This window comes from Mesorhizobium sp. P2_E6, from assembly GCF_056403835.1.
Genome location: NZ_JBFUEQ010000011.1, coordinates 184,817 through 197,707, shown reverse-complemented (window position 1 = coordinate 197,707; position 12,891 = coordinate 184,817). Strand labels below are relative to the sequence as shown.

Sequence of the window (12,891 nt, the reverse complement as noted above, 5' to 3'; positions counted from 1 at the left end):
ATGGTGGAATTGCGCGGAGCGCTGATCGGCTGCGGTTTCTTCGCCGTCAATCAGATGCATGCCTGGCGCGACATCGCTGGCGCCACGATCGTCGCCATTTGCGACCGCGATCCCGACCGGCTGCGGATCGTCGGCGACCAGTTCGGCATTACCAGGCGCTACACCGACGCGATGGCCCTGTTTGATGGCGAGAACCTGGATTTCGTCGATATCGCCACCACGGCGCCCAGCCATCGTGCGCTGGTCGAGATGGCGGCGCAACACCGCGTGCCGGCGATCTGTCAAAAACCGTTCGCGCCAACGCTTGCCGATGCCGAGGCGATGGTGAAGGCATGCACCGATGCCGGCGTGCCGCTGATGGTGCATGAGAATTTTCGCTGGCAGTCGCCAATCCAGGCGGTGCGCGCCGTACTCGACAGCAACGAGATCGGCACGCCGTTCTTCGGGCGCATCTCGTTCCGCTCCGCCTATGACGTGTTTTCCGGCCAGCCCTATCTGGCAACGGGAAAGCGCTTCATCATCGAGGATCTCGGCATCCACATCCTCGACATAGCCCGCTTCCTGCTGGGCGACGTCTCGACGATCACGACGCGAACGGCGCGCATCAACCCTGCCATCGCCGGCGAGGACGTGGCGACCATGCTGATGGACCATGCCAGTGGCGCAACCTCGGTGGTCGACTGCAGCTACGCGACGACGCTTGCCGTCGAACCGTTTCCCGAAACGCTGATCGAGATCGACGGAAGCGACGGCACGATCCGATTGGCACAGGGATACCAGCTCACCGTCACCGGCAAAAGCGGCACGGCGGTCAGCGACGTCTCGCCGCCGCTGCTGCCCTGGGCATCGCGACCCTGGCACAACATCCAGGAAAGCGTCGTTGCCATCCAGCAGCACTGGGTCGACTGCCTGGCGAAGGGAACGGAGCCCGCGACCTCGGGCGCCGACAACGTCAAGACCTTCGCACTGGTCGAGGCCGCCTACGCCGGTGCTGCAAGCCGCGAGCCGGTGCAGCTCGACACTTTGCTCAGATGACCGCCGACACCTTTCACCTTTGCGGCACGGATGCGACCGAGGTCGAGCCGGTCAGGCTGAGCGCCGGTGCGCTCAGCGCCGACTTCGTCAACGGCAATCTGCGCACCGTCCGCCATGGCGGTACCGAAGTGCTGCGGGCCATCGCCTACATCGTCAGGGATCGCGACTGGGGCACTTACGAGCCCGAACTGACCGACCTTGCCATTGACCAGGGCGATGACACTTTCTCGATCCGCTATTCGGCAAGCTGCACCGGGCCGGACGCAAGCCGGCTCGGCTTCCGCGCCACCATCAAGGGCTCCTCCGATGGCCAACTGGTCTTCGACGTGAGCGCCCTTCCCGAAAGCGATTTCGAAACCAATCGCTGCGGCTTCTGCGTCCTGCATCCGATCGCCGGCCTCGCCGGCAGCCCGGTGACGGTCGAGCACACCGACGGCACCACGGTCGCGACCAAGCTTCCGCTGCTGATCGACCCGTGGCAGCCCTTCAGGGATTTGCGTGCGATCACGCATGAGGTGCGGCCAGGCGTCAGTGCCGAATGCCGGATGGAAGGCGACGTGTTCGAAATGGAGGACCAGCGCAACTGGTCGGATGCCTCCTACAAGACCTATGTGCGGCCGCTCGCTTTGCCGTGGCCCTATATGCTGCCGGCCGGCCAGCCCCTGCGCCAGACAATCAGCCTGCTGATCACTGGTGAGGGCAGAGCACCGGCTGCCTCCGTGGCCAACGGACCGGTCCGCGTTAAGCTCGGCGAGGCCGGACCGAGGAAGCTGCCCGATGTCGGCGTGATCATCTATCCCGAGGATGTCGAGACGGCACTGGCGAACCTGCCGCTGCTGTCGGCGCTTGGCCCGCAACAGCTGGTCCTCCACTACGATCCAACGCGCGGCCATGGGCTCGACGCCTTGCGATCCTTTGCCCGGGTCGCGGCAGCCTACCCGGCCCGGACGACGCTCGAATGCGTTGTTGCCGGCGTGGGCGATCTCGAGGCTGAATTTTCAGCTGTCGCCAGCTTGGTGCACGAGCCAGGGCTAGAACTTTCGGCCATCGCCGTCTCGCCTTCGGTCGACCGGCAGTCGACGCCGCCGGGGAGCGCATGGCCGGAGTGTCCGCCGCTGGAAACCGTCTATGCCGCCGCCCGCCGCGCCTTCCCCGACATCCGTCTCGGCGGCGGCATGTTCAGCTATTTCACCGAACTCAACCGCAAACGCGTGCCGGCGGACCTGCTCGACTTCGTCACTCATTGCACCTGCCCGATCGTGCACGCGGCCGACGATCTCAGCGTCATGCAATCTCTGGGGGCGCTGCCCTTCATCACCCAATCGGTGCGGGCGATCTTCGGAGAAACACCCTACCGGATCGGCCCGTCGACGATCGCCATGCGCCAGAACCCCTATGGTGGCGCGACCAAGGCCAATCCCGGGGGACAGCGCATTGCCATGGCCGACCGCGATCCGCGCCATGCCGGCCTGTTCGGGGCCGCATGGACGATCGGCTATGCGGCACGCGTCGCACCGGCGGGGCTTGAGATGCTGACGCTCTCCGGCTTCACAGGACCGTTCGGCGTGCTGGCGGGACCGGGCGAGCCAGCCGCGGAAGGATCACCTCGGCCGATCTTCAGGGCTATCAAGGGGCTTTGCGAACTGGCCGGCCTCGCACATGTTGCGGCAACGACGAGCGATGAGACCAAGGTGCTGGCGCTGGCCGGGCGCTCCGCTTCCGGTCAGACCATCGTGTGGCTGGCGAACCTGACAGCGGAGGACGTACCGGTCGACATTTCAGCGCTGGGCAGAGGCCACCTGGTCATGACGCCCTACGCGATCACCCGGTTCGGCTGACACTGCGGATTCACTTTTCGGCGTTCATCACATAGAGCGCACGCGAGCGCTCGAGGTGCTTGATCATCGCCTTCTCGGCGCCGTCGGCATCCTTCTTCTCGATGCGGCCAATGATCTCTTCATGCTCAGTCAGCGTGAACTTTTCCTTGCCGGTCCAGATCAGCATTTCGGTGTGATATTCCTTCAGCCAGCCCAGCATCGCCTCGCTGACGGCGACGTAGATCGGGTTGCCCGAAATCGCCGCGATCTGGGTATGAAACTTCATGTCGGCGGATATGAAGGCTTCGGAATCACCGCGAAAGCTGCGCTGCTCGGCGACGGTGGCGCGCAACCGCTGCACATCCTCGGCGGTGGCTTTTTCGGCTGCTTCCCTGACCATGCCTCGCTCGAAGAAGATGCGGGCGTTCTTGAGGTGCTCTAGCGTGTCTTTCGACGACGACAGGATGATCTTGGCTGCGCCGTCGACCTGCCTGATGATCGACTTGGCGGTAAGCTGCAGCACCTTGGCGCGCTCGCCATGCGAGATCGCCACCAGCCCCATATTGCTCAGCGCCTGCATCGCCTCGCGGATCGCCGGACGGCCGACCTCGAAGCGTTCCATCAGTTCGCGCTCCGAGGGCATGTCATCGCCCGGCATCAGTTCGCCGCTGGTGATCAGGCGCTTCAGCCGCAAGAAGACCTCGTCGGAAAGCTTGCGCCGGACAATCGGTTCGGAACGGTTCATCGTCACGAATCACTCCCTTGATCCGGCCTATCTAACACTGCCGCCACAATTCCCGGAAATTGCGGTCGGGTCGACCCGACCAAACTTCCACTCGGATATCTCTTGCAATACTTATGTACTCATTATACCAGATTTCGAGCATCGGTGAACCTTTTTCGAACGCCCGGGCTTGAGACGGCGGACCATGATCACCCTCACCTATCGCATCGAAACATCAGACAGCATCGAGGTGCTGGCGGCCAAGATCGCCAGCGACCAATCGACCGGCACCTTCGTTGCGCTGCCCGGCGAGACCGAGGAGCTGAAGGCCAGGGTGGCTGCGCGCGTCCTGGCGATCCGGCATCTGCCCGACGCCATGCAGCCCTCCATTCCGGAAGCCGGCGATGGGCCGTTCAAGCGCGCCGATGTCGACATCGCATTTCCGCTCGACGCGATCGGCACAGACCTTGCGGCGCTGATGACCATCGCCATCGGCGGTACCTATTCGATCAAAGGGCTGTCCGGCATTCGCATCGTCGACATGAAGCTGCCTGAGCAATTCCGCGGCGCGCACCCAGGCCCGCAGTTCGGCGTCGCCGGCAGCCGCCGGTTGACTGGTGTCGAGGAGCGCCCGATCATCGGCACCATCGTCAAGCCAGCGCTGGGGCTGAGGCCGCACGAGACGGCGGCGATGGTGGGCGAGCTGATCGAAGCTGGCGTCGATTTCATCAAGGACGACGAGAAGCTGATGAGCCCGGCCTATTCGCCGCTGGCCGAGCGAGTGAAGGCGATCATGCCGCTGATCCTCGACCACGAGCAGAAGGCCGGCAAGAAGGTGATGTATGCCTTCGGCATTTCGCATGCCGACCCGGACGAGATGATGCGCAACCACGATCTGGTGGCCAGGGCCGGCGGCAATTGCGCGGTGGTCAACATCAATTCGATCGGCTTCGGCGGCATGGCGTTCCTGAGGAAACGCTCCAGCCTGGTGCTGCACGCCCACCGCAATGGCTGGGACATCCTCACCCGCCACCCCGGCCTCGGGATGGACTTCAAAGTCTGGCAGCAGTTCTGGCGGCTGCTCGGCGTCGACCAGTTCCAGATCAACGGCATCGCCTCGAAATACTGGGAGCCGGATGCATCCTTCGTCGAATCCTTCAAGGCGGTGACCACGCCGATCTTCTCGCCCGATGATTGCGCCCTGCCCGTGGCGGGCTCGGGCCAATGGGGTGGGCAGGCGCCGGAGACCTACCAGCGAACCGGCCGCACGCTCGATCTGCTCTATCTCTGCGGCGGCGGCATCGTCAGCCATCCGGACGGGCCGGGCGCCGGCGTGCGCGCAGTGCAACAAGCCTGGCAAGCGGCGGTAGACGGCATTCCGCTGGCGGACTTCGCCCTGACCCATCCAGAACTGGCACGATCGATCGACAAATTCGGCGATGGCAGGGCGGCCTGACGCCATGCAGAACCTGCTGCTCAGCTACTATGGCGACGATCTCACCGGCTCGACCGACGTCATGGAAGCGCTCGAGCTCGGCGGCGTGCAGACGGTGCTGTTCATGCGCCAGCCGGACAAAGCCCAACTTTCGCGTTTCTCACATTGCCGGGCCATCGGATTGGCCGGCACCAGCCGCAGCGAGACGCCGCACTGGATGGGCACGCATCTCAAGGACGCTTTCACCTGGCTGAAGATGCTGAACGCAGCGATCTGCCACTACAAGGTCTGCTCGACTTTCGATTCCAGCCCAACGACCGGCAGCATCGGCCGGGCGATCGAGATCGGCCGCTCAGTGTTCAGTCAGGATAGCGTGCCGCTGCTGGTCGGCGCGCCGCAGCTCAAGCGCTACACCGCCTTTGGACACCTGTTCGCCGCCTATCGCGACCAATATTTCCGCATCGACCGCCATCCGGTGATGAGCCGCCACCCGACGACGCCAATGGATGAATCCGACCTGCTGATCCACCTGTCGCGGCAGACCGGGCTTGCCTCGGGATTACTGGACCTGGCGACCCTGCAATCCGCGTCACGGTCGCAGGCATTCGATCGCCTCGTGGCGAATGGCGCGGCCATCGTGCTTGTCGACGTCGATAGCCACGGGACCCAGGCACTGGCCGGCAAAGAGATCTGGCGCATCCGCAAGCCAGGCGGCTCCTTTGTCGTCGGCTCGTCCGGCATCGAGTACGCGCTGCTGGCCGAATGGGCCTCGAATGACATCGTCAGCACTGGACCAGGCTTCACACCGCCGGGTGCTGCCGACCGGATCGCCGTCGTATCGGGCAGTTGTTCGCCGACCACCGAACGACAGATCCGGTATGCGCTGAGCGACGGTTTCGACGGCATCGAGGTCGATCCTGTCGAACTGGTTTCGGAGGCTTCCGAGCAGGTGATCGCGCGTGCGGCGGCAAGCGGCCGCGCCAGCTTGCAAGCCGGGCGCAGCGTCATCCTCTACACCGCGCTTGGCCCCGCCGCCGACAGAGGCGAGGAAATCGACCGGCAGGAAGGCGCCCGCCACAAGCTCGGCCGCGGTCTGGGCGAACTGCTTCGCGCGCTAACGATCGAACAGAAACTGCGGCGCGTGGTCATCGCCGGCGGCGATACCTCGAGCCACGCGCTCGGCCAGATGGGCATCGACGCCCTGACTGTGCGGATGCCGCTGCCTGCCTCGCCAGGGTCCCCGCTATGCCTCGCCCATTCGCGCATTGCGGCGATCGACGGACTGGAGGTTGCGCTGAAGGGCGGACAGGTCGGAGCTGACGGCTATTTCAGCGCGATCCGCGACGGCCTCGGTGGTTGACAGGACAGTCCCCGCGCCCATAACTTCTGTGCGGGCAAGCCTCAGGATCCTGGACTGTTCACGCCCGAAAGCGCGGCAATCACAGCGGCCGTTACTTCGGCGGTGTTGGCTGCGCCACCGAGATCCGGGCTAAGAAATTCTCCTCGACCGGTAACGATTTCGATCGCAACCATGAGACGTCGCGATGCAGCCTGCTCACCCAGATGGTCCAGCATCAAGCTCGCCGTCCAGAACGATCCAAGCGGATTGGCGACGCCCTTGCCGGTAATGTCGAAGGCCGAACCATGGATGGGTTCGAACATCGACGGACGATTGCGCGACGGATCGATGTTCGATGTCGAGCCGATGCCAAGCGACCCCCCAAGTGCTGCAGCCAGGTCGGAAAGGATATCCGCGTGGAGGTTGGTCGCCAGAACCGTGTCGATGCTGCCAGGCTTGTTGACCATGCGCTGGGTCATCGCGTCGACCAGCATCCAGTCGACAGTCAGACCAGGGTGGTCGCGCACCACTTCGCGCACGACTTCGTCCCAGAGCACCATGCCATGGCGCTGTGCATTCGACTTTGTCACCACGGTCAGCAGCTTGCGGGGGCGCGACATGGCAAGATCGCAGGCAAAGCGGGCGATCCGTTCAATACCGGTGCGGGTAAAGACGGCGACATCCATGCCGACCTCGATCGGCAGGCCGCGATGGGCGCGACCGCCGACGCCGGCATATTCGCCCTCGCTGTTCTCGCGGACGATCACCCAGTCTATCTGCTTGCCGAGCTCTGGCCGCAGCGGACCGGTCAGGCCGGGCAGCAGACGCGTCGGCCGCACATTGGCGTATTGGTCGAACCCCTGGCAGATGGCCAGGCGCAGACCCCAGAGCGTGATATCGTCGGGAAGGTTCGGATCACCGACCGAACCGAAATAGATGGCATCGAAGCCCTCGATCTGAGCCAGACCATCTTGCGGCATCATGCGGCCGTTGCGGCGATAATAGTCCGAGCCCCAGTCAAAGCGCTTGAAATCGAAGGCAAGGCCTGGCTCGACGTCTGCCAGCGTTTCCAGCACCTTGACGCCGGCCTCAACCACCTCCGGGCCGATACCATCGCCGCCGATGACAGCGATCTTATGCAAGGACATTTTCAGATTCCTTCTCGATGGCAGCGACGATGGCGCTGGTCATTCCTTCGGTGTTGGTGATCCCACGTATGTCGCCCGTGCGCGTTTCGGGCCGCGAGAGCGCGGCGATGGTGGCTTGCCCCATCATGGACGCCGCGGCGAGCGCCTCGGCAATGCCGCGGTTGTGGCCGAGCCACTCCAGCAGCATGCGGGTGGATTCGACCATCGCATAGGGATTGACGATGCCCTTTCCGGCAATATCGGGAGCAGACCCGTGCGCCGCCTGCGCCATGGCTATGTTGCCTTCGCCGATACACAGGCCGGGCGCCATGCCGAGCCCGCCGACGAGGCCTGCTGCCTCGTCGCTCAGTATGTCGCCGAACATGTTTGTGGTGACGACGACATCGAATGTCTGGGGATCGCGAAGCAACCGCATGGCGAAGGTGTCTACGATCACCTCGTCGACAGCGACGTCAGGGAACTGCTCGGCGGCCCGGTAGCACTCCTCCACGAACATGCCGCAGCCGAGCTTGAACACGGTGTCCTTGTGAACGATCGTCAGCTTCCTGCGCCGGGTTCTGGCAAGTTCGAGTGCGGCCTTGGCCACGCGATAGCTGCCGGCACGGGTGATGACGCGGACCGAAATGGTCGTATCGTGCGTTGGACGAAATTCTCCCGAACCGGCAACCACATTGCGATCCGGCTGGAAGCCCTCATTGTTTTCCCGAACGATGACGAGATCGACATCGTCGAACAGCGCGCCAAGTCCGGGAAACGAGCGCGTCGGACGGACGTTGGCGAAAAGGCCGAAGTGCTTGCGCAAGATGGGATGCGGGTTGATCGCGCCAATCACCTTTGGATAGGCGCGATGTCCGATCGGACCGAGTATGAAACCATCGAGTGTCGAAAGCGTCTCGAGCGTGCCGTCGGGCATCGTCGAGCCGTGTGTGTCGAGTGCCGTGCGGCCAATCGGCATCGGTCGCCAGTCGATGTCGAGACCCGTTCGCGCCGCGGCGGCCCGGGCGATGCGCACGGCAGCGGGCACGATTTCGTGTCCGATATCATCGCCATTGAGAATGCCGATCGTGAGATGGGCCATCGAACCAACCTTTCTGAATGCCGGCTGCAGCGCAGCGCCATCAAGACCGTCAGCCGGCCTTGGCGACCAGGGCCATCAAGCGTTCGAGCGAGGGCTGTTCTTCGAGGTCACGCACCAGCGCGACGACCTCGTCGGCTGCCGAACGGGCAAGGCGGGCATGAGCCGCGTTGTCCCGGAACTTGTCGGCGACCTCTTCATAACTCATGGGATTGGCGGGGCTGCCTTTGCCGAAATCGGCCTCGCCATGGATGACGCGGCCATCATTGAGCGTGACGTCGATGATCGTTGTCATCTTGTGATAGCCTGCCTTCTCGGCCTTTTCGTCGATAACGAAATCCACCTTGTCGATCATGGCCTTGACGTCGTCGCGTTGGGTTGCCGCATCCGTAAATTCGCCAAGCCCGGCCTTGCCGTCGAGCAGCAGGATGGCCATGCAGAATTCCATGGAGAACTTGGCCTGCAACTCATCATGCGGATGGTGATGGATCAGGGCGTTCGGCATGTTGGAATTGGTGCCGATGCGCACATGCTTCACATCCCCGGCCTTGATGTCATTCTCACGGATGAGGCGCGCCATCTCAGTCATGCCGGGATGGGTCAACGACCCCGAGGGATGCGGCTTGATCGAGATGCCTGGGTTGGCGAACGTCCAGGGAGCGCCGAGGCGTCCGCGAATTGCGTTCTCATCGTAACCGCCGCCGGCCGCCTGGAAGAACCCGCGCGGGGCCTCCAGTATCTTGTCGGTGGCAGTCCATCCATGGGCGGCGAACTGTGCGGCGGCGACACCGCTTTCCGATGCACGCCCGGCATGGAACGGCTTGGTCATCGTGCCGAAATTCTCACGCAAACCAGCCGACTGGCTGCCTGCGATCGAAAGCGCGCGAGCCGTGGTTTTCGCGTCGAAACGCAAAAGCCAGGCCGCAGCCGCGGCCGCGGCAAACGTTCCGCAGGTGGCCGTCGCGTGAAATCCCGTCTGATAGTGGCGGGGCGCGATGGCTTCGGCGATCTTGCACTCGACCTCGACGCCGAGATGATACGCCAGCATGACCTGCTTGCCCGAGGCGCCCACCTGTTCGCCAATGGCCAGAGCCGCGGGCAATGCCGGCGCCGTGGGATGGGTCAGCAAGCCGTAGACGCGATCCGTGGCGACGGCCAGCTGGGTGTCGTCATAGTCATCGGCATGGATGCCGACACCATTCGCGAATGCCGCAAAGCGCGGTGCAACCTTGCGGCCCGCTCCGATTATGGTCGCGGCGCCCGGCATCAGTCCAAGCTCATCGAGATGGCGGCGGACGAGGTCGCCGCTTTGCGCGACCGAGCCTGAAAGAGCCAGCCCAATGCCGTCCAGTATCGACTTCTTGCCAAGGGCCACGACGTCGTCCGGCAGATCTTCCGGAGTGGCCGACGCGACGAATTCCGCCACATAATTCGTGAGACCTGCAGGTGCGGTGTCGTGCATTGATAGTCCTCTCTATCGAAATTGTAGCGGGCCAACCAGGCATCGAGTTCAAGCTCGACTCCATGTCATGGCCGCCTGATGCAGAGGAGTAGGAAGGCAGTTTTGGTAAACTGTCAACAATTTTTTGCCGACAGGGCAACCAAGTTTTCAGTTCGTCGGACAGCCGCTACCGCAGGCACGCAAATGCTGCCGCGGTATCTGTCCTCGGACCTCGACTACAGGAATGGGTGAGCGTCAGTCGGAGCCGTGGCGCAAAGCGACGCTGGCCCTGCGCGTGCGCGAGGTGCCATTGACGATATGCTCCCGCCCGGCCGTGAAAGCCCGTTGCGAGTCGCGGGCGGCAACAGCCTCAACTATTGCCCGATGCTCGCGGTTGGATATGTCGAGCACGTCGCCACTCGCCAATGCTCGATAGCGCTGGATATGAAGCTCTCGAGCGAGGCCGAGATAGATCTGCGCTAGGCGTGCGTTGCCACACATCCTGGCCAGTTCGGAATGGAATTCCAGATTGACCGGGTAGTACTGGCTCACCTCACCGGTCTTGGCCAGCGCGTCCATGCGGTCGACGAGCGCGCGCAGCCTGGCGACCTCGGGGTCGGTGATCCTCTCGGCAACGCTCATGGTCATGCAGGCGAAGATGTAGGCACGGGCCTCCGAGACATCACGGGCTTCGTCTTCGCTGAGTTCTCGCACGAAAAACCCGCGATTGGGAATCACCTGGATCAGCCCAAGAGCGGCCAGCGCGCTGCACGCCTCGCGGATCGGTCCACGGCTGACCTTGAGTTGCTGGGCCAGGGCGTTTTCGTTGATCCTCTCGTTGGGTGTGAATTCCCCCTCGACAATCATTCGCTCGATTTCGTGCTGCACGACATTGGCAAGCGAGCGCGTGCGCAAAAAGTCGATTGGCGAAAATCCCTGCATGTTCTCGGTTTCGTTAGCCATGGGCCTGAATTCCGTTCAATGCGTCACGGGATATGCCGCTTGCCTGGTCCGGCCCTGATGGGCGCCAACGCGTTGCCTGCGCATCATCCATGGTTTGGTCTCCCTCATCGAATTGATGCCGACGCGTCCAATCGGGCCCATGACTGAGACGATACTTCCTCTTGTCAAGCGAAACGCCGATAATTGCTGTGGAACCAAGCTGTATCCTATCAACTGCCACTCCTGGGCGCCGCGCCGCCGAGAACCGGAACCTTGTTGGCTATGAAGACGACAGTGAACGAAACCACCAGCAGCAGAATACCAAGCACCGAAATCGCGCCGTAGTCGCCGCTTTCGTTGAGGTCGTAGATGATGACCGAGACCAGCTTGGTCTGCGCCGTCGTCAGCAGGACCGTCGCCGACAATTCCCGGATGGTGCCGATGAAAACGAAACACCAGGCCGCAATCAGGCTGGTGCGCAACAATGGCGCGGTGATCTGCCAAAGGGTCTTCAGGCGGGTGGCGCCGAGAATCCGACTGGCTTCCTCTAGTTCCGGATGCACGCCATGGAAGGCCGATGACAGTTGCTGGTAACCAGCCGGAAGCTCAATCGTCAGGAATGCAATCAGCAGGATCCACAGCGTGCCGTAGAGGCCGAAAGTCGGATTGGCGTAGGCCAGGAAAAGACCAACGCCCAGCACAATGCCCGGAATCGCAATCGGCGCGGTCGCCAGCATGCCGAGCAGCGAGGCGCCCGGCACCGCGCGGCGCGCAACCAGATAGGACACGACAAGGGCTATGCCGGTCGCGATCGTTGCTGTAGCCAGACCGAGGATCAGGGTGTTCCAGATGGCGAGCCGCGTGCTGGAGAATTCGAACAGCACGAAATTGAAGTTATGGAGCGTCAAGGAACTCCAGCTGAGCGGTTCGGAAATGTTGTGGGTCAGCGCCACCTTGAGCAAGGCCAGGTAGGGGAACAGGATCGTCACGCACAGGATGAAAAGGACGTATGCGCCCGCCAGCCATTTCCAGTTGCCCAGCTTTACACGCCGGGGGGTGCCGCTCTTGCCGCCGAGCACGGTATAGCCACGGCGCCCAAGCAGCCATCTCTGCCCCCACAGCAAGAGCATTGTGACCACAAGCAAAGGCACCGCGCTTGCTGCCGCGAGATCAAGCCGTGGAGGAAACTGGAAGAAGCTCCAGATCTTGGTGGTGAGAACGTGGAACCCGGCCGGCAGCGCCAGGATAGCCGGCGAACCGAACATGGTGAAGGCCTGGACGATGGCGACCAGAGACCCGGCGAGCATCGCCGGCAGCACCATCGGCAGGGTCACCCGCCGCAATGTGGTGCCTGGCTTGCCGCCGAGGATCGCCGACGCTTCCTCGAGATCCGATGGCACCTTGTCGAAGGCGTTGGCAACAAGCGTGAAGACGAATGGGAACGAGTAGCAGGTGACCGCGAACACCAGTCCCGTGAAGGTGTAGATGTTGAACAGCGCCTGCGATTGATCGAGGCCAAATGCCCAGCGGTAGATGTTGTTGAGGATGCCGCTGTTGGGCGCGGCCAGCATCGCCCAGGCAATGGCACCCAGGAATGGCGGCGTCACGAAGGATGCCGTCACCAGGCTGCGGACCAGGCGCTGCCCCGGCATGTCGGTGCGCGCGACGAGCCAGGCGAGTGGTGTGGCCACCAGGCAAGAGAACACGCCGACGCAACCAGCCATGCCCAGCGATATGAGGAAGGCCCGGCGAATTGTGGCATCGGTAAAGAGACGGGCCAGGTTCGCCAGGGTCGGTGAACCGGCCTTGTTGGTGAGGGCGTAGTATCCCAGCCAGAACAAAGGCAGCAGGACCAGCACACACAGAACCACTGCGAGCAGCACGAAGAGCGGCGTCGACAAATCGAATCTGCCGAGGTGTCGCCTGTTGGCGGTA

10 protein-coding genes are annotated in these 12,891 nt (G+C 63.2%); 4 read left to right on the top strand and 6 right to left on the bottom strand.

Annotated features, from left to right (window positions below; all coding sequences use genetic code 11):
• Both AC1D08_RS25800 and apnL read left to right on the top strand, forming a co-directional pair.
• Nucleotides 1-1,035, top strand: a complete 1,035-nt coding sequence (locus tag AC1D08_RS25800) for a Gfo/Idh/MocA family protein (RefSeq protein ID WP_457153138.1) — start codon at nucleotides 1-3, stop codon at nucleotides 1,033-1,035.
• Entirely contained in the window at nucleotides 1,032-2,873 is a 1,842-nt protein-coding gene (gene apnL, locus AC1D08_RS25795; RefSeq protein ID WP_457153139.1) for a D-apionate lactonase, read from the top strand. Before AC1D08_RS25800 ends, apnL begins: the two co-directional genes overlap by 4 nt.
• Nucleotides 2,874-2,883: 10 nt before the next feature.
• On the opposite strand, the gene AC1D08_RS25790 is transcribed toward apnL, so the two are convergent.
• Nucleotides 2,884-3,597: a transcriptional regulator NanR gene (locus AC1D08_RS25790; protein ID WP_457153140.1), complete on the bottom strand. Its 714-nt coding sequence runs from the start codon at nucleotides 3,595-3,597 to the stop codon at nucleotides 2,884-2,886.
• Nucleotides 3,598-3,781: 184 nt separating this feature from the next.
• Here AC1D08_RS25790 and oiaX point away from each other — a divergent pair, with 184 nt between their 5' ends.
• Nucleotides 3,782-5,032 (top strand): 3-oxo-isoapionate-4-phosphate decarboxylase OiaX, encoded by a 1,251-nt coding sequence (gene oiaX / locus AC1D08_RS25785; RefSeq protein ID WP_457152918.1) that lies wholly within the window; start codon nucleotides 3,782-3,784, stop codon nucleotides 5,030-5,032.
• A gap of 4 nt (nucleotides 5,033-5,036) precedes the next feature.
• Nucleotides 5,037-6,371 (top strand): four-carbon acid sugar kinase family protein, encoded by a 1,335-nt coding sequence (locus tag AC1D08_RS25780; RefSeq protein WP_457152917.1) that lies wholly within the window; start codon nucleotides 5,037-5,039, stop codon nucleotides 6,369-6,371.
• 41 nt (nucleotides 6,372-6,412) lie between these two features.
• On the opposite strand, the gene AC1D08_RS25775 is transcribed toward AC1D08_RS25780, so the two are convergent.
• The 5 genes from AC1D08_RS25775 to AC1D08_RS25755 form a co-directional block, all read right to left on the bottom strand.
• Entirely contained in the window at nucleotides 6,413-7,498 is a 1,086-nt protein-coding gene (locus AC1D08_RS25775) for a tartrate dehydrogenase (protein ID WP_457152916.1), read from the bottom strand.
• A complete protein-coding gene (locus AC1D08_RS25770; protein WP_457152915.1) occupies nucleotides 7,485-8,576 on the bottom strand; it encodes an isocitrate/isopropylmalate dehydrogenase family protein in 1,092 nt (363 codons plus the stop codon). Before AC1D08_RS25770 ends, AC1D08_RS25775 begins: the two co-directional genes overlap by 14 nt.
• A 49-nt stretch (nucleotides 8,577-8,625) precedes the next feature.
• Nucleotides 8,626-10,035 carry an MmgE/PrpD family protein gene (locus tag AC1D08_RS25765; protein WP_477424362.1) on the bottom strand — a complete coding sequence of 470 codons (1,410 nt, stop codon included), beginning with the start codon at nucleotides 10,033-10,035 and terminating at the stop codon, nucleotides 8,626-8,628.
• A 234-nt stretch (nucleotides 10,036-10,269) separates the two neighbouring features.
• Nucleotides 10,270-10,977 carry an FCD domain-containing protein gene (locus AC1D08_RS25760; RefSeq protein ID WP_477424361.1) on the bottom strand — a complete coding sequence of 236 codons (708 nt, stop codon included), beginning with the start codon at nucleotides 10,975-10,977 and terminating at the stop codon, nucleotides 10,270-10,272.
• Between the two features lie 209 nt (nucleotides 10,978-11,186).
• Nucleotides 11,187-12,857: an ABC transporter permease gene (locus tag AC1D08_RS25755; protein WP_477424359.1), complete on the bottom strand. Its 1,671-nt coding sequence runs from the start codon at nucleotides 12,855-12,857 to the stop codon at nucleotides 11,187-11,189.
• Nucleotides 12,858-12,891 lie beyond the last annotated feature (34 nt).